Here is a 19,638-nt window from a genome sequence, read left to right on the forward strand (position 1 = left end):
TAGCTTATTTTAATTATCTTCGAAGTCTATCAATTTTCCTGAGTTATCGGATTCTACATTTGGGCAATCCAAAATATTTTCTTTCAAAATTCTTCTTGCTTTTTGAACTCTTGATTTTGTTCCCGAATAAGATAATTTTAAATGTTCTGCCAGTTCTTTTTGAGAATAATTTTTAAAAGATGTTAGAACAATTACTTCCTTGTGTATTGAAGTAAGATTCTCTATTTTTTTAGCAATGCAATTACTTAGTTTTGAATACTCAAAATTATCACTTTCTACCTCTGGAATATCTAAATCATCTATAGGTAGGTTTTTTATTTTTACTTTTCTGAAATGATCAAAAATTGTATTCCTAGTAATTTGATATACCCAGGAAGTAAGCTTAGAGCTATGTTGTAATTGATGGATTTTAGTTTGAATTTTTAAAAAAACCTCTTGATGAATATCTTTTGTTATTTGTTCATCTTTTATTTTTTCTAAAATAAATCGATAAATTTCTTCATGTAAGTCAACCCAAATAGTATTGATTTCATTTTTCATCTTTTTTTAGCGTCTATAAAATGTAACATGATTAAATATACTATCTTTTTTTGTTTAATCCGCGATCAAAATTTTGTAGAATACCTCTTAATATTCTCACACCAAAATCGGTCTTTATTCTTATGTTATACCAATAATATACTCTTCTGGTTTCTTTTTTCTATATCGTAAAACTTTGACAGGAAGAGGAGTTGGATTATCACTTGTCAATGTAGCATTATACGTATGGCCATTTACCACATATTTATAAATATGAATATACTCTACACTCCTTGTCATAACTTGTTTACTGAAAGTTTGCTCAAAAGATTTTACTGTTGATTCCCCTACTAATGTTCTGTTGAATATTGCTTTTATTCTTGGCCAACGTTTCTTCACCTTGATACGACGCAATTCTTCATATGCCTCCCTTTTCTGTTTCCGTTCCCATTGAACTGCTCTTGTCTGCACCTCATCACCTTCTCCTGTAAGTTTTATAAGTGTAATTTCTGCATGCTCAGCTATTGCACTCATATAGCTTTCTATAGTAGCGTTTTGATGTGTAATTTTGATCATCTTTTTTACTAGAGGGATCGCTTTTTGATCACCTCTAGTACCAATAATAGTTAGTGCGGTTTTAACTACTTTTTCTAAGGGATGGTCTAACAGTTTGTATAAAAAATTCTGTGCACGAGTATCTCCTTCCTTTAATCTTTTATGTAGCCATCGGTACAATGCATTTTCTACAAATGGATTATCGGCCGATAACATATCAAATGCATGTTGATAAAGATCATCATCATTATACATGGGTGATTTTCTATCTACTTCATAAATAACCCATTTCTCATTGGGTGCAAAACATTTATTTATCGTATTGTTTGACTCATAAAGTAAGGTTCCATCTTGTGTCCAATATCGATCCCTACTATTTAATCGATCATACTCTCTAATTAATACCCCTTGAGGATTGTATTTACGAAAAAAATAATCCCCAGCATGCTCATTATTTCTTGAATAGCTTGATAAGGTTCCTGATTCATACCACTTGAACTTCTCTTTTATCGCTTCGTCTTCTTCATAATACCCATCTTTGGCTAATTGACCATTTGTATGAATCTGCACACACCTTCCGTTTCGAACGCCACCTCTCATTGTATCTTCACTTATTAATCCTCTAAATTCAGACCATGCAACTCCATTAAATGGCTTTTCATTATAATAATATGATCCTTCATCCAAAATATATGGATCTTGCACATACTCTAAATCATTATAGCTAACACGAGGTTTTTCAGTAAAAAAAGGAATTCTTATTTTTTCTTTTTTCTGTAAACTCATTGCTTTTCTTCTTTTTAAACAATTCATGGATTATACCATTTTCACCTTATTGATATACAAACCTAATTGATTTCTTATTAAGTAAGAATTATTCACAATAAGGATTGAAACCTTTATCTTTTTTCGATGTATTTATCTATTAAAAAACAATTTACTTCTGCTTATAGGAACTTATCGAGTTGTCTTTCTTTAATCATTTCTAATTACATTATCATTTTCTATTTATCTTTATAGAAACACCATTCATCGGAAGTAATACGCATTTCGCCGAGAGAACAATTATTTCCTGCAATAAAAAGAACATCTTTATTGTTGCTGGAAAATAATTTTTAACTTAACTTAAAACACTAAAAACAATGAGTTTAACTTTTTTATTAATTGATGATGATGAAGTAGAACGATTAAAATTCGCACGAGTACTGCAAAAAAACGGCTATACACACAAACTGATAGAAGCAAAAAACGGAGAAGAGGCTTTACAACACTTAGAAAACAAAGAACAGCTACCTGATTTGATTTTATTAGACCTTAACATGCCAAAGATGAATGGTCTCGAATTTCTAAAAATCTTAAAATCTGATGCTGCTCTTAAATATATTCCAGCAGTTATTCTAAGTACATCTAATAATCATAGTGATCTAAAGGGCTGTTACGAAATAGGAATTACAGGATACATTGTAAAACCATTGAAATATCAGGATTATGAATATAAAATAAAATGTCTGGTAGAGTATTGGAGTATCAATGATCTTGTGCAATTATAATTTTTTAAGTATCGACGTATTATGAAAGGTATTGTATTTACAGAGTTTTTAGAATTGGTAGAAGATAAATTTGGATTGGATGTAGTTGATAAAATCATACAACAATCCAATCTCCCATCACAAGGAGTATATACAGCAATAGGCACCTATAACTTTTCTGAAATGTTAAGTTTATTGAATCATCTAAGTGAGCATACACAATTGAGTATTGATGACCTTCTTTTGGTCTATGCTGAACATTTTTTTAGTGTATTGGTGACTAGTTATTCTGGGTTAATAAATATGTATTCTGATCCTATCGAGTTATTATCCTCTATAGAAAATCATATTCATGTAGAGGTAAAAAAAATATATCCAGATGCAGAGCTACCCACCTTTGAAATACAAGAAAAAACAACATCCAAACTCGTCATGATATACAAATCAAGTAGAGCAATGTATAGCTTTGGACTAGGATTAATGCGTAAAACTTTTGAGCATTTTGATGCTACTGCAAATATAACCATGGAGAAACTAATGTCAGACGGAACAGAAGTAAAATTTAGTATCGTTAAAACAAATGGGTAATGACGAAATACATATTTTAAAAAGGGCTTTACAGAGAGAAAAATCGGCACGTAAACAGGCTGAAAAAATTCTTGAACAAAAATCAGGAGAACTCTACGATATTACTCAAAAACTAAAAAAGGCTAACAAAAAATTAAAAGATCAGGTAGGGAAAAAAGAATCTGAACTACAAGGAGTATTTGACAACTTGGTCGATGCATATGTACTTATGGATATATCTGGTAATGTTCTAGAAATGAATGATACTGCAAAACAGCTTTTTGGGTATGATATCGCACAAGAAAAACTCAATGTGGTAGGGCTTATCTATAAAGATGATTATCGCTATGCTATGGAATCATTTCAAGAATTGATTACAAAAGGTTCTTTTTCTGATTATCAAGCCAGAGTATATACTAAAAAAATTGGGGTAAGAACTGTACACATTAATGCCAGCCTTATCAGAGATAAAAACAAAAAACCAATAGGTGCTCAAGGAATTGTTACAGATATCACAGAGAAAATTGAGCAAAAACAAATATTCGAAGAGCAAAAAAAACAATTATCTATTATAGTAGAAAACTCTTCGTTGGGGATTGTATTAGCTCAATTTGGTAAAATACTTCAAACTAATAAAGCTTTTCAAGATTTATTAGGATATACTAAAGAAGAGTTACAACAAAAAGAGGTTAAGGATATTTCTGTAAAAGATGAATATGTGTCTGTTGCTGATGATCTCGAAAAAGTGTATACAGGGCAGATCGATAACTTATCTATAAACAAAAGGTATAAAAAAAGAGATGGCACTTCTTTTTGGGCAAAAACTAATATTTCTGCTGTACGAGATCATAACGGAAACATCAAATACCAAGTAGCTCTTATCGAAGATATTACCGAACATCTAGAATCTGAAAAACAACGTGATTTATTGGTGAAAAAATTAGAACGTAGTAATAATGACCTCAATGATTATGCACATATTGTATCTCATGATCTAAAATCTCCTTTGCGTAGTATGAATGCACTTATCACATGGTTAAAAGAAGATTATGAAGACACTCTTGATGATGATGCTCATAAATCGCTAGATATGCTACTAAAAAAAGTAGATAAAATGGATCACCTAATCAACGGGATTCTAAAATACTCTAGTATTGACAAACAGGAACATCCTAATAAAAATATTGCGCTCAACGATATTCTGACTGATATAATAGATGTTATTCATATTCCTAATCATATCTCTATATCTATCCCTCAAAACTTACCTATTATCAAAGGAGATAAGTTTAGACTACAACAGCTATTTCAGAACCTAATCAGTAATGCTATAAAATATAACAATAAAGAAAAAGGAACTGTAAAAGTCTCTTGCAAAGATCAAGAGGATTTCTGGGAATTTGCCATTTCTGATAATGGACAAGGTATTCCTAAAAAATATCATGATAAGATATTTCAGATATTTCAAACATTAGATGATAAAAAAGAATCTACTGGAGTGGGGCTATCAATAGTAAAAAAAATTATTGATCTATATAATGGTTATATATGGATTGAATCGCAAGAAGGAATTGGAACTACTTTTTATTTTACTTTAAAAAAATAACCTATGAACGAGACCCCTAACCTTATTTACATCAAAGAACTTTCTGCTGGCTCTCAAGAGTTTGAACAAAAGCTGATTGCTATTGTAAAACGAGAATTCCCAGAAGAAAAGAATGAGTTTTTTACTAACTATGCCTCAAAAGCATACTTAATGGCAGCAGAAAATGTGCACAAACTGAAACATAAAATAGGAATGCTAGGTTTTGAATCAGGCTATCAGATCACTATAGATTTTGAAGAAGGTTTAAAAAAGAATGATACTTCGTTATATTCAAAATTTATAGTAATTTTAGATACCATAGAACATTTTCTTAAAACGCTTTAAAAAACCAACTTATATGAACTGCATAATTATAGATGATGAAGAGACTTCTAGGTTTATTATAAAACAACTATGCTCACAAGTAGAGGAGCTAAATGTAAGTCAGGATTTTCCTAATGCAATTCAGGCTATCAAGTTCTTAAACAAAGAAGCTATAGATCTTATATTTCTAGATATTCACATGCCTGATTTTACAGGGTTTGATTTTATAGATACCTTAAAAAATCCACCACAGGTAATCCTAACTACTTCTGATAAAAAATTTGCTCTTGAAGCTTTTGAATATGATTGTATTGTAGATTATTTGGTAAAACCTATTACTTTGCCTCGGTTTCTAAAAGCAATTCAGAAAGTAGAAAGTACTCCAAAAACCACACCTGTAATAGAAAAGGCTGCTGAAACCACCACTACAAATCAAACCGAAAAAAACGAACTCTATATAAATATCGATCGTAGATTGATTAAAATAAATATCCCCACAATCAATCTGGTAGAAGCCAAAGGGGATTATGTTTTAATCAAAACAGAAAAACAGAATTATACGGTACATTCTACCTTAAAAAAAGTAGAAGAAAAACTACCCGATGATCTTTTTCTAAAAGTACATCGCTCTTACATAATAAACATCAAAAAAATTATTGATATAGAGGATAACAGCGTTCTTATTGCAAAAGATGTGGTTCCTGTAAGTCGCTCTAATCGCCCTGAATTAATGAGACGATTAAACTTACTGTAACCATCTTAAAACCAAAACATATAATATAATCAACATAATTTTTTAAATAAAACTGTGTTGAAAAACTTCTTACACCTATCTAAATTATTAGGTATTTCATTTTTTTGATTTCACCTAAATATATTGTACACCAAATTTTAAACCCCAATAAAATATTATCTTATAACTTATTCAACCTCCTACACAATCAACTCATCTACAACAAACTACAGCTTATCGAATTATCTTCTCAAAAAAGCAGGTATCCATTAGTTTTGACTATCAGAACACTAAACCCATACCGCAATGAAAAAAATAACTACTCTTCTCGTCCTACTAATTACTTTTTCTATATACGCCCAACAACCTTTTGATTGTGATGAAGGTAATTTTTATCAAGTGATCTCTGGTGTAATGAAAGCTTATGACCCTATCACGGGTTCATATTCTGATGGATTACATAGCTATTCTTCTTATAATGCGGGTGGATATAATGTGGTTGACAACTATTTATATGCTATCAAAAAAAGCGATAAACACTTACTGAGAATAGCAAAAGACATGGTAGTTGACCTAGGAGCTGTAACTCCATCAGGAACAGTAGTCTTTGGTGGTGGATATGCAGCAGATGTTGATCCAGATGGAAACTTATGGGTTTTTCAGAATACTACCAAAAATACGTTTCATAAAATAACAAATTTAAAAGATTATGACGGCACATCCTCTCCTGTTTTTGAGGTTATTACAGCTGATCAAACGTCCCCTAGTACATGTGCCGATATCGCATACATCAATGGTGCTTTTTATGGAGGTAGCAGAGGAAAATTATACAAATGGGATCTCTCATCTGGAACTCCTATGTTTTCTAGTAAAGATGTAACCAATCTTCCTAGTAGTACATTTGGAGCAGCTTATGCAGATGTCAATAATCGACTGTATTTATCAGACAATAGTGGCGGACTTTATCTAATAAATGACTATACGAGTGATACTCCTACAGCAACATTACTAAATCTTACCGAAACTACAAACTCTAATGATGGCTTTAAATGTGCTAGTGGTATTTCTCCCCTAGATAAAGATCAAGATGGTGCTTTGGATTCTATGGATATCGACAGCGATGGTGATGGAATCACAAATACCGTAGAATGCAATGGTATAGACCCTTATGGGGATAGTGATGGTGATGACCTGTACAATTACCTAGATAATGATACTAGTGGTAACGGAGATAATGTTGTACAGGATGATTTTGACAGAGACAGTGATGGGATTCCTGATTTCTTTGATATTGATTCTGATAACGATGGCATATATGATATTGTAGAGGCAGGACAAGGTGATAAAGACTCTAATAATGACGGAATTTATAATGGACTAGATGCCAACTTTATAGACACAGATGCAGATGGATTAGCAGATGCTTTTGATCCAGATCAAACTGGTACAAACCTACAACTAATTGATACCGATAATGACACTATCTATGATTGTTACGATATTGATTCTGATAATGATGGAATTGTAGACCTTATAGAAGGGCAAGATGCTACTTCTTATCTTGGATTATCTAATACCGATGTTGATAATGATGGATTAGATGATGCTTTTGATTCTGATTATGGAGGAACAACAAACGGTACAATCAATACAGATGGCACAGATACTTATGACCACCTCGATACAGATTCTGATAATAATGGTATATCAGATAGTACTGAAGCATATGACAGTGATGGTGATGGAGTTGCTGAAACTACTTTATCAGGAATTGATAATGACCAAGATGGGCTGGATGATAGCTTTGATTTAAGAAAAAGTAGTTTTTCTACTGATAATGGTGGGCAGACTCCTGAGAGTTTTCCTATCCCAGAAATTTGCGATAGATATAATTATCTTGGTAGTTTCTCTACCGACGGAACCCCACAATATCTTGACGGGCAAGATGTCGTAACTCAAGAAACGATAGATATGATTAATGGCGCTTTGCCAGAAGGATATCCTGTACCTGATTTTAATCCACACTATATTACATCTGGATATGATACTGATGTGGTGGTACAAGAACAAGCTGATATATGGGTTACTTTTGTAGGAGAAGGAGCGGGATATAGAAATACATTAGGGTTTTATACCTATGACACCAATACTCCTTCTTCATCTATTCCAGCACCAGAAGATATTACGATTATTTTTCCTAACGTATCTGCAGTAGGTAGTGGTGGCGGGTTACAGATAGGCGATAAAGTAAAAATAGGAAGTTTCCCCCCAAATACGGGTATTGGATGGGTATTATTGGCCAATGCGTGGGAAAATAATTGTGTTGGAACAGGATACTGGCAATTATATTCTAATCCTGATTATAACCCAGAGAGCGATGCTACACTAAGGTATCATAATGTATTGCTATCAGATCCCGATAACGAAAGAATTATTTTAGGATTTGAAGATATAAGAAGAGATTATGCCTCTTGTGATCAAGATTTTAATGATGCCTTATTCTATATCACAGCAAGTCCATACACCGCAATCACCACAGATAATTATGTAGATATTGATACTGCAACCGATGTAACTTCTGCTAATAACGGGGGATTAGAAAGCAACGGGGATTTAGCAAATCTGATCGCCCAACGAAATTTTAATCGTACAAAAACAAACCGTGTTTTTAATACAAAAAAGGCACAACAAAAGTTTCAACCAAGTGTAAAATCATATAAATCCAGTAATGGCGAGGATTTAAGTACTTATTTCCCAGAGACAGGAATCTTTAAAACAGAATCTACCTATGTATCGAGTCCTGATGATTTATTGGGGATCACAAATGCAAATGCTGTATTCTCTGTAGATTACTATAACGGACAAGAAAGAGTGGCTGCTGCACTAGCAACATCAACAGAAGGAACTGTTTATGACCATTCAAAAACAATTTGTGATCGATTAAATGGCTCTAAGTTATTAGATGTAAGAACTGTAAACATAAAAAAGCATACTCTAATAAGTACAAGAATAGAGAGAGCTACTGGCGAAATAGAATACGCAATCGCTTTTTCTATCAAAAAAGGAGAATATGAAAATGAAATCTATAGTTTATGGAATATAGACAACTACCCAGAAGGAGATTATATTAATTTTCAAGTATGGGGAGGTTCTGTACCACAAGTTGCAAATATTGCAAATCATATTCTGGATTCCTTTTTAACAAATAAACCACTACGAAGTCATAAAACCAATAAAACAGTGCCTACAGTATTTGTAGAAAAAGGATCGTATCGTAATGGAAAACTCATACTTAATATCGTCAATAAATTTGGTGCAAGTCATATCAATTTCTCAGGAAACATAAGAGCAACCGAACTATCAGAAGAACGTAATATGACTCAAACAATAGCACTGTCTGGAGCTTATAATGAACAAATAAGCATAAATACTGGAAACCTTTTTGATATAGGATTCTCTATTGCAACAGAAGATTCCTCTCAACTAGATGCCCTTTACCTAGCCGATGGCCCTTGGGGTATAGATTATCTAGATCAGGGAGCAGTTATCCAAAATTTTGAGATCACACAACACAACCCAGAAATCAAAGACAATAGCTATACTATAGAACGTAATGCCGTAGTAGAAGGCGAAGTAAAAGAAACTATAAACTTATTCAGAAATATTCTGGCAGGTGAACTTACACTGGATGTGTCTGATTATGATGCAATACAATTTGACATGCAAGCTGATAAGGATATAGAAATCATATTAGTAACCGAAAATCTAACGGATTGGAATAATAGGCTGAGATATACAATTGATGCTTCTTCAGAAAATAAGACATATACCCTTTCTTTTTCTGATTTCTCTAACGGTAGCAAAAGTAAAGAGGGTATAGGAAATATACGAAGCGTTGTATTTTCTATTCAGGGAGATTACCAAAACTTCTCTCCATTCTATCTAGAGGTGGCTAATCTTGGTTTTACAAAAATACCAACGACTACTCCTGACCTTGAGCCTGAAAGTGAAAACGAAGAAATTGCTCTTGCAGAAACAATAGAACAAGTTACAATAACTCAACTTAGCAATTACCCTAACCCATTCAAAAACAACACAACGATCCAAGTGCCTCATACACACGATGCATTAGAAATAACTGTAGTAGATATGCTAGGAAGAATCGTTCGACAAGGAAGTATTGTGACCAATAATAATACTTTCATTTTTGAAACAAAAGACCTTACGTCTGGGGTATACTACTATATTCTCAGAGGAGATAACAAGCAACAATATAAAGGTAGTTTTTTGATACAATAATTATTAAGATTGGTTTTTTTTCAGGATTTGGGTAATAGCGAGGATAATTATACATATTATCCTCGTTATTTTTTATTTTTCTACCAAACCTCAAAAAAATCAATAACTAACACATAATCAATAAGTTAAATCTATTTCCTTTCTTTTTATTCTTAGTAGATCAGAATACAATTCTCATATTTTTTTATTTTTTTTTTAGCCAGTTTCAAAAAATGGTACTTGTGCGCTGTAATATTGCATAAGAAATTTAGTCCAATGACACAGATTTATAAAAAACCATTTTTTGCAACCTTGATTTATCTTAAAAAATCTATTAAAGTAAATCAATTATCAAAAAAATAAATCTGCCTTTAAATTATTTGTATGAAAAAACGACTTTTAGGTATTCTAATTCTGGTACATGCTATGACTTTTGGTCAAGAAATTACTGGATCCAACCCTCTTAAAGAAACTTTACAGGTTTTTCCAGTTACACCAGAAGCATCTTCACTAGGTAGCTATGGGAATGTTCCTGTAAATTTAGCTTCTGGTAAAATCAACTACACAGTTCCTCTTTATACTATAAAAATTGGTGATTTTGAATGGCCAATCTATTTATCTTACAATTATAATGGGTTAATCACAGAGGAAGATCACCCAATGACAGGAATGGGTTGGGACCTTATCGCAAATGGATATATCATTAGGCAAGTTCGCGGTATGGATGATGATTTTGGTAATCAAGCATACAAAGACAATACTATTGTCCCTTTTTTAAAAGGAGATTTTAACCATCTTTCACTGGCAGAAGTTGATAAAATTCGATATCAGATATATGACAATGTAGCCAACAGAAATTATGATAGTCAACAAGACAAATATAGTATCAATGTTCCTGGATTAGATGGTAGTTTTGTCTATAATGAAAAAGGAGATATTGTATTCATTAATTATAAAAATTATAACATTGTTAAAACTGCTAATACCTTTAAAATCACAAATGAAAAAGGGATTATCTATCATTTTGATATATTTGAAACAGCAACCTATGATTATTATGCTTTCAATGAGACAGTAAGCTACTCTGTTCCTGTAAACTATTTATTAACCAAAGTACAGTTGCCCAATAATAAAGGGAATATTGTTTTTGAATATGCTCCTACAGAAGTATATACCAAACGAGTAGTATCAGAATCTCAAACATCAGGAGTGGCTGTAGCTACAGAAACCAAAACAGGATATACTTTTGGAACACTAACCCGTAATAGACTTAATAAAATCATTTTCCCTAATGGAGAAGTAAGGCTTAGCACTACTAGTTCTATAGATGAAAGTATTGCTACTTTAGCCCTAAATAATATCTCTGTATGGAACAATAGTAAACAAATTGTTAACTATGATTTTACCTATGATAGGCCTGACAAAAATAGAAAAACACTCATAAAAATAATCAAAAGCAATGCAGAAATGACTCTCCCATGGTATGAGTTTATATATCATTATTACCCCACAAATCTTCCTATCAAAGATAATTACAAAACTCAGGATTTTTGGGGATACTATAATGGTAATAGAAATTCATTGCTAGGTGGTGGTCGAGGAATTGTTCCTGAAAAAACCATCTCAGGAGCCTTAAAAGAAATTAAATACCCCACAGAAGGATCTACTAAAATTTTTTATGAGCAAAACAGCTTAGGGTCCAGTATTGTAAATACTTCAAATTGTAGTTATTCTCATAATAAAGTAAAAAGTGGAGGTTTCCAAGCCACTCCTGGTGGTGATCAAAGAATGATCGATGAAATTATTGAAGTTCCAAAAAATAGTGTAATTAGTGTTTACGCCAGAGTTATTTTGGGAGAAGGAGCAGATAATAACCATTTTGGCGCAGAAGCTCAACTTCAAATTAAAACAGATTCTGGAAGCTGCGGTTATAATAAGGTTAATATGGACTTTTCTATATTTGGAGAAACCATCTCTTGTAACCAAACTAGGGATTGTAAAGATTATTATTCTGAACATAATGAAAAATTAGGGTACACACGAGATGGAAAAGTTCGTATTACTGGTAGACTATGGGCTCCTGTTGGCACATCGGCTAGAGTACGATACATAATAAATTATGGTACAATGAATGGTGGAGAAATTAGCCATAGATATGTTGGAGGAATACGAGTAAAGAGCACAATCGATTATGATAATAATGGCAACCAAATCCGTAAAGATTATAAATATATCCTTGAGGACGGGAAGCCAAGTGGTATTTTAGTTGGCTCACCTGCATCTTTTGAATATAGGACTACAGAAAGAAAAAACAATCATTCTGTCAAAAAAACCCATAGGGTTGCCAAAAGCATGCAAGATTTCACTAGTTATCAAGGAGCTCCCATATTATATAGACGAGTAGAAGTTTTAGAAAATTATGGCCATAACGGAAAAACAGTAAATCATTATTCTTCATTTACAAACGGAGGAGGAGGATTTCCTTATGTTACACCAATAAATAATGACTGGAAAAAAGGAAAACTCTTAAAGTCTGAAGTATTCAAAAAGGGGAACAAACCAAATGGTCCTACATATATAAAGCAGAAAGAAACCATAAATGAATATGAAGAAGTATTTCCTTTTGGTAGAAGTATACAAAGTACCAAAAAAGCTTATGGAATGGCTGTTTCCCGTATAATGTATAGATATAAGGGAGAGGGAAGTCATTTTGTTCTGCAAGAAGATATTTCACAAGATTATGTTAAGAGTTTTTATGTAGACTATCCCAAAGAGTATAAATTAAAGAAAACAACTACCCATGAGTTTTTTAACCTCAATAATTCAACCACAGACACATTAACCAATGAGGTTGTATACGCATATGATCACCCATATGGTCAACTTAAAACGCAAACCGTAAAAGATAGTAAAGGTTCTACCATTGCAACTACTTATAGATATCCATATGATATCAATACAAGTAGTAATAATGCTTTGATTTCTCAAAACAGGATTAGTACTCCGTTGACTGTACAAAGCAAAAAAAATGGAAACACACTTTTTACTCAAACTACAACCTTTAAAAGGTGGGGAGGTGAAATTCTTCTTCCTGAAATTACCAAAACAATCAAAAAAGATCTTACACCTGTATCACAAATTGTATATCACAGCTATGATAATCAAGGATACCCTCTAGAGGTATCTGAAGATAGTGGCATACACATACTATTTGTTTGGGGGTATAACAATACGCAACCAATTCTAAAAATCGATAATTCCAGTTATACAGGTATGCCTAATACTGCAATGAGTTTGATTACGCAATTAAAAACCTTATCAGATACAGAGACAACAGTGACAGGGGAAACCAATATGAGAAATCTGTTTAATCAACTTAGAAATCATTCTTATTTTAAAAATTCTCAAATAACAGGCTATACTTACAACCCTTTAATAGGAGTAAGCAGTCAAACGGATCCCAAAGGATACACCACTTATTATAAGTATGACTCGTTTAATCGCCTTCAATATATTTTAGACAAAAATCAAAATATAATTAAAAAAATAAATTATAATTATGAGAACCAACTAATTAGTCAGCACGGCGCATTAACTATATTCCATACGAGACCTCTTGTTCCCGAAAAACCAATTATTTTTTCTACAAGATTATCTGGGGATACTAGTAAATTTATATATACTTGGTATATAGATAATATCAAAGAAGAATGTAATGTAAATAGTACTTCATTTACCAAAACTTTTACTAATGAAGGAGTTTTTGCAATTACTGTTATCGTTTATGATCCTAACACCAAAATTTCTGTTACAAAAACCATTACTGTTGATGTAAAATATCCTCCATTACTACAGCCTTTACTGAGTGATAATCACCCACACATACTCAAGAACACACAGACTACATATACTGTCTCTAATATTGGGGGAGGATCTGGTCGTTATAAATATGAATGGTATCTCAACAACATAAAACAAAGCAATAACACTGCAAAGTATTCGTATAATTTTCCTTCTCATGGTACGTATACCGTATACTGTAAAGTTATTGATATCAAAACTAATAAATCAATCGATAGTAATGCAAGAACATTACATGTTTACAATCCTATTACTATAACGATAAGTTCTCCTACTCATATTGTTAAAGGAACCTCAGTAACCTTTAAGGCTAATACTTATAACGGATCAGGAAATTATAAGTATGAATGGTATCTAAACAATGTAAAACAAAGTACTACTACAAACAATTTTTCTTATAGACATTTAACACCAGGAAGTTATAAGATAAAAGTAAAAACAATTGATAACTTGATACGCCCTACTCATTATAAGTGGAGCAGTGATCGAACCATTTATGTATATAACCCAATGAGAGTTAGTGCTACTCCTGGTTCAGGATTTATTAGTAACACTAATAGAAGTGTCACATTTAGACCAAATACCCCAACAGGTGGTTCTGGTCACAATACCCGATCAAATTGGAAGCTAAGAAAAATATCAAATCCTTCTTGGCAACGTACACTATCTAGTAATGGTCCTACCTATACTTTTGGAATTAGTGAAAATGGTGAATATGAAGTTACTATAGACTATACCGACACACGCACTGGACAGAAAGTAACATTACTTATGCCTGTCATTGTAAATAGAACCAGTGGCGGTGGTAACGGCGGCGGCAACGGTGGTGGTGGCGATGGCGGCGGCGGTAATGGCGGTGGTGACGGACAATGGTAATCCCAAATCAAAAAAACAAAAGTTGAAAATGACTTAAAAAAATAAACTGATGAAAACACATATTATATATATCATCCTATTCTTTTTGGGGATACAATTGCAAGCTCAAGTCTTATCAGACAAAAACTTTATATTCACAATGGTTCCACAGGTAGCAACCTCCATCTCAAGTCTAAAAAATGCAAATTGTAACACTATAGATGATGCAAGTGGTGCTATTGAGACCATAACATATTATGATGGTTTAGGCAGGCCAATACAAACAAGAGCAATCATAGCATCTATTAATCAAAAAGATATTGTTTCTCATATCTCTTACAACCCAAATGGTAAGCAAGACAAACAATACCTACCTTTTGAAGATATTAATGCATATACGGCAGGAACTTATAAAGTTGTTGATGTAGATACAGTTATTAATCAATATTACAAAAACACTTATCCAGATGATTTCTCTGGGATAATTAACCTCTCAGATATCAATGCGTATTCAGAAAGTGTTTTTGAATCCTCTCCTCTAAATCGTGTATTAGAACAAGCGGCTCCTGGTACAGCATGGAAAGCAGATCCTGCTAATGATACGGATCATACTATCAAATATGAAATCAATACTAATATCGCAAATAAGATTGTGTATTTTAAAGTAACCTTTAATAATCCCAATAATACTGAAGCTCCAACTTTGATAAAAGATGGATTTTATACTGCAAATCAATTATACATTTCGATCATAAAAGATGAAAATTGGCAGCCTGGACAGACGCATCCTGATGACCATACTACCAAAGAGTATAAAGATAAACAAGGTAGAGTAATTCTAAAAACAACCTATAATGCTGGCATAGCTCACGATACGTATTATGTATATGATGATTATGGTAACCTTACTTATGTCATTCCGCCTAAAGTAACTACCAATGATGGCGTATCTACTATAGAGCTATCAGAGTTATGTTACCAATACAAATACGATTATAGAAATCGATTGATAGAAAAGAAGGTTCCTGGTAAAGGATGGGAGTATATTGTATACAATAATTTGAACCTGCCAGTGATGGTTCAAGATACCCTTTTAAAACAAAAAAATCAATGGCTCTTTACCAAATATGATGCCTTTGGCAGAGTAGCCTATACAGGTAAAATAAAAATTACTGGTAAGACAAGAGTTCAGTTACAAACAGAAGCCACTAATTTTATCACAAACCTATGGGTCGTTAAAAAAAATGCTAACACTATTGGGGGTATATCTATGCATTATGATGATGGAGGATACCCAAAAGTTACTACTAGTGAGGTATTAACCATTAATTATTATGATGACTATGAGTTCTTAGGTACTACTCCCGCACAAGCTTTTATACAACCCGCTACTGTTTATGGTGAACCAACTGTAAATACTACCAAATCATTACCTACAGGAAGTAAAGTAAAAGTTCTAGACACGAATGACTGGATTACTACGGTAAGTTATTATGATAAAAAAGGACGTGCTATTTATGTTGCAAGCAAAAATGAGTACCTTAGCGTTACTGATGTTATAGAAACACAATTAGATTTTGTAGGTAAAGTGAAACAGAGTAAAACAACACATACCAAAGATACCAATACTCCTATTGTAACTATAGACACTTTTACGTATGACCATATGGGTAGGTTTCTTACACAAAGACAGTGTATAGAAGACCTGACTGGCACCAACTGTACCACCAATACTAATAATCTGCCTACTCCACCCCAAACAATAACAATATCAACTCCTGTTACAGAAACTCAGAATCATATAGCACAAAGACAGATCCTACTAGCTAATGGATTTAATTTTTCTGGAGCAGTTAATAAAAATTTCTCAGCTCAAATTAGAAGTCAAGAAACAACAGGAGAATTAATCGTATCAAATACCTATGATGCCTTGGGGCAATTAGCATCCAAATCAGTAGGAGGAGTATTACAAGATATATCCTATGATTACAATGTACGGGGATGGTTGAAATCGATCAATAACGGAGCTACAGACAACGGTGATTTATTTGGATTTAAAATCAATTATAATACCCCAGAACATGGGGCTACTGCCCTGTATAACGGAAACATTAGTGAAACCCAGTGGCAAACTGCCAATGATCATACACAACGATGGTATACCTATTCTTATGATGCATTAAATAGAATTAACAGTGCTACAGGCAATACTACTAATTACAACCTGAGTAATGTTACCTATGATAAGATGGGTAATATAAAATCCCTAACCCGAAACGGTTTTCAAAATGGGGCTAGCTATACAGGTATGGATATCCTTACCTACCATTATGATGCAGGTAATAAGCTACAAAAGGTGGTTGATACAGGTAATAAATCCTATGGATTTAAAGATGGTACAAATACTCAAGAAGATTACCGATATGATGCCAATGGGAATTTATATATGGATTTTAATAAAGATATAGGAGGAATCCTATACAATCATTTAAATCTACCAACACGTATAAATGTAGATGCTGCAAGAAAATATATACGTTACATCTATGATGCAACAGGAGTAAAGCAAAAAAAGATTGTAACAGAACCTAACAAGCCTAAAGTTATAACCGCCTACACAGGTAATTACGTCTATAAAAATGGTGCACTCCAGTATTTTAGCACACCCGAAGGGTATGCAACTCCAAATGGTACAGGATATCGATATGTGTACAATTATAAAGACCATTTAGGGAATACGCGTTTAAGTTACACCAAAAATGATGCAGGTACTCCTGAGATTGTAGAAGAATCGAATTATTATCCCTTTGGATTAACTCATAAAGGATATAACAGTTCTGTATCTTCTTTAGGAAACTCTACAGCGCAATTATTAAAGTTTGGAGGGAAAGAACAACAAGATGAACTTGGTTTAAACACCTATGATTTTGGAGCAAGATTTTATGACCCTGCTGTAGGCAGATGGTTTACTCCTGATGCTTTAGCTGAAAAATATTATTCTACTTCTCCATATACCTATGCACTTAACAATCCTGTAATTTATATTGATCCAGATGGAAATGCAGTAGAAATGTGTTGCGAAGGCTTACAAGGGTTTTTAGCAGGAATGGTTGATAATACTTTTGGAACAAATCTTAGAAGTCGAGGAAATACACAAGCTTTTAGAAATGGGGTTAGTACAGCAAATGGAACATCTTTAGCTATTTCAACTATATTATTAGTAGATGGTGCAGGAAGTACAGTAGCAGGTACAGGAGGTTTAGTTGCTTCTGGAGCTGTGGCATCTACTGGAGTTGGAGCTCCCGTTGGAGGAATTGGTGCAGCAGCAAGTGGAGGGTTATTAGCTAAAGGAGCAGCAGAACTTACCGTTGGAGGAATCATAATGTCCAATACCATCAGTAATATGAAAGCTGACACAGAGAATGGAAATGGTAGTTCTTCATCTAATAATAAAAATTCTGAAAGCAGTACATCCAAAAAAATAGAAGATCTAAAAGAAAGTTCAACTCCTGGAGATGATACTAAAGGTAAAACAACAAATTTTGATAGAAAGGGTGGAATGGATGATGCCAATAAGGTTTTTGATGATCTAAACCCTACAGATGTAAAAGATATTCCTAATGGGCGTAGAGGTGTTTTAGATAATGGGAATAAAATTAATGTTCGAAGTAACAGCTCTGATAAAAGACCAACTGTTGAAATACAAGACGGAAAGAAAAAGACTAAATTTAGGTTTGGAGAAAAACAGTAATTTTTATGTTTATGGATTTAATAAAAATTGAATTAAAAGGGCTTCCACAAAGATTGTTTTTATCAGGGTTATATGATGACATTGATGGTTTTAGACTTGTTTTAAAAGAAAAGATTAAAGATAAAAAATCATATATTTTAAAGTTTGATGGTCAAATAGCATATAGAAATGTAAATGAATCAGAAAGATTAAAAACATTAAATGACAATAAAGCTCTTTGTGAAGATCACACCTTTTTTTACACTAGAAAAAGTAATTTTATAAGTTGGATCATTGAAGAAAGCTACGATATAGTAAGTGAAGATGAAGTAACTCATTACTTACTTGCAACTCCTGAGGATATTATAGAGATAATATCTTTAGAAGAACCAACTTTAGAAATCATAAATTTGTGACATCCTGAAATACTCAATAGCTCGGATATCATAGCTCCCGCTACCGCGAAGCTTCGTGTCGTCAAAGATTGGCGGGTAAGAGTAAGCAGTACGAGTAAATAAAAGCAAAGAACCAGTTACAGTGATGTAGCTGGTTTTTGTTTTAAAGTATAAATCTATCCTTTCCAGAGTTTAGCAACGTTTTTATCAATCAGATAATCAGACATATTAGTGTTGTTATAGGTTACTTCTGCAATGTATCGTGCATATTGGTCTTTATTTTGTTTGGTGGTGGTAATGGTAATGATTGCACCCTCTGGGCAGAATTTTTTTGCTACTGCTCTGGCGTGTTTAGCTTGTCGTTCTCTGTATGCCACCGTATTGTTCATCTCAGGAGCATCAATACGTGCTAGTCTTATTTTTTGTGTAGTCTGTACATAGAATCCTAAATCAATCTCTACTTGCAGGGTATCGCCATCAATCCACCTAATTATCGTTGCTTTATATGTATACATGTGATTAAAAGTACTACATTTTTGGGTGTAAAAATGTAATTTAGTTCAAAAAAGGGTTTAAAAAAGCATTAAAAAATCATTACAACAAACTGTATGCTAGGTAATTATAAAATACAACTACATTTTTAAGGTCAAAAATGCATGGTGATTATATATAGTAATAAAATGAAGTTAAATAGAATGTTTATAAAA

The 19,638-nt window shown here is 32.9% G+C and carries 12 protein-coding genes; 9 read left to right on the top strand and 3 right to left on the bottom strand.

From position 1 onward, the window contains the following. Positions 1 to 9: 9 nt before the first annotated feature. Both DG508_RS14790 and DG508_RS14795 read right to left on the bottom strand, forming a co-directional pair. Positions 10 to 540, bottom strand: a complete 531-nt coding sequence (locus tag DG508_RS14790; protein WP_108868887.1) for a sigma-70 family RNA polymerase sigma factor — start codon at positions 538 to 540, stop codon at positions 10 to 12. Between the two features lie 120 nt (positions 541 to 660). After that, positions 661 to 1,887 carry a toxin-antitoxin system YwqK family antitoxin gene (locus DG508_RS14795; RefSeq protein WP_108868888.1) on the bottom strand — a complete coding sequence of 409 codons (1,227 nt, stop codon included), beginning with the start codon at positions 1,885 to 1,887 and terminating at the stop codon, positions 661 to 663. A 329-nt stretch (positions 1,888 to 2,216) separates the two neighbouring features. On the opposite strand from DG508_RS14795, the gene DG508_RS14800 reads away from it, so the two are divergent. The 9 genes from DG508_RS14800 (at position 2,217) to DG508_RS14840 (ending at position 18,952) form a co-directional block, all read left to right on the top strand. After that, entirely contained in the window at positions 2,217 to 2,624 is a 408-nt protein-coding gene (locus DG508_RS14800) for a response regulator (protein ID WP_108868889.1), read from the top strand. A gap of 21 nt (positions 2,625 to 2,645) precedes the next feature. Beyond that, complete coding sequence (locus DG508_RS14805) at positions 2,646 to 3,191, top strand: heme NO-binding domain-containing protein (RefSeq protein WP_108868890.1); 546 nt, start codon at positions 2,646 to 2,648, stop codon at positions 3,189 to 3,191. Further along, a complete protein-coding gene (locus tag DG508_RS14810; protein WP_108868891.1) occupies positions 3,184 to 4,776 on the top strand; it encodes a sensor histidine kinase in 1,593 nt (530 codons plus the stop codon). The genes DG508_RS14805 and DG508_RS14810 overlap by 8 nt, the downstream gene beginning before the upstream one ends. 3 nt (positions 4,777 to 4,779) lie before the next feature. Continuing rightward, positions 4,780 to 5,100 (top strand): Hpt domain-containing protein, encoded by a 321-nt coding sequence (locus DG508_RS14815; protein ID WP_108868892.1) that lies wholly within the window; start codon positions 4,780 to 4,782, stop codon positions 5,098 to 5,100. A 13-nt stretch (positions 5,101 to 5,113) separates the two neighbouring features. Continuing rightward, complete coding sequence (locus tag DG508_RS14820) at positions 5,114 to 5,833, top strand: LytR/AlgR family response regulator transcription factor (protein WP_108868893.1); 720 nt, start codon at positions 5,114 to 5,116, stop codon at positions 5,831 to 5,833. Between the two features lie 285 nt (positions 5,834 to 6,118). Next, positions 6,119 to 10,111 carry a DUF6923 family protein gene (locus tag DG508_RS14825; protein ID WP_108868894.1) on the top strand — a complete coding sequence of 1,331 codons (3,993 nt, stop codon included), beginning with the start codon at positions 6,119 to 6,121 and terminating at the stop codon, positions 10,109 to 10,111. 363 nt (positions 10,112 to 10,474) lie between these two features. After that, entirely contained in the window at positions 10,475 to 14,827 is a 4,353-nt protein-coding gene (locus tag DG508_RS14830) for a PKD domain-containing protein (RefSeq protein WP_108868895.1), read from the top strand. A gap of 49 nt (positions 14,828 to 14,876) precedes the next feature. Beyond that, positions 14,877 to 18,557 (top strand): DUF6443 domain-containing protein, encoded by a 3,681-nt coding sequence (locus DG508_RS14835; RefSeq protein WP_108868896.1) that lies wholly within the window; start codon positions 14,877 to 14,879, stop codon positions 18,555 to 18,557. A gap of 11 nt (positions 18,558 to 18,568) precedes the next feature. Beyond that, positions 18,569 to 18,952, top strand: coding sequence for a hypothetical protein (locus DG508_RS14840; RefSeq protein ID WP_108868897.1), 384 nt, complete (start codon positions 18,569 to 18,571; stop codon positions 18,950 to 18,952). 155 nt (positions 18,953 to 19,107) lie between these two features. Here the strand turns inward: DG508_RS14840 and DG508_RS14845 are convergent, their stop codons facing one another. Then, positions 19,108 to 19,446, bottom strand: coding sequence for a thermonuclease family protein (locus DG508_RS14845; RefSeq protein WP_108868898.1), 339 nt, complete (start codon positions 19,444 to 19,446; stop codon positions 19,108 to 19,110). Positions 19,447 to 19,638 lie beyond the last annotated feature (192 nt).

Origin of the sequence: Aquimarina aquimarini (assembly GCF_900299535.1) — a bacterium.
GTDB classification, from domain to species: Bacteria; Bacteroidota; Bacteroidia; order Flavobacteriales; family Flavobacteriaceae; genus Aquimarina; species Aquimarina aquimarini.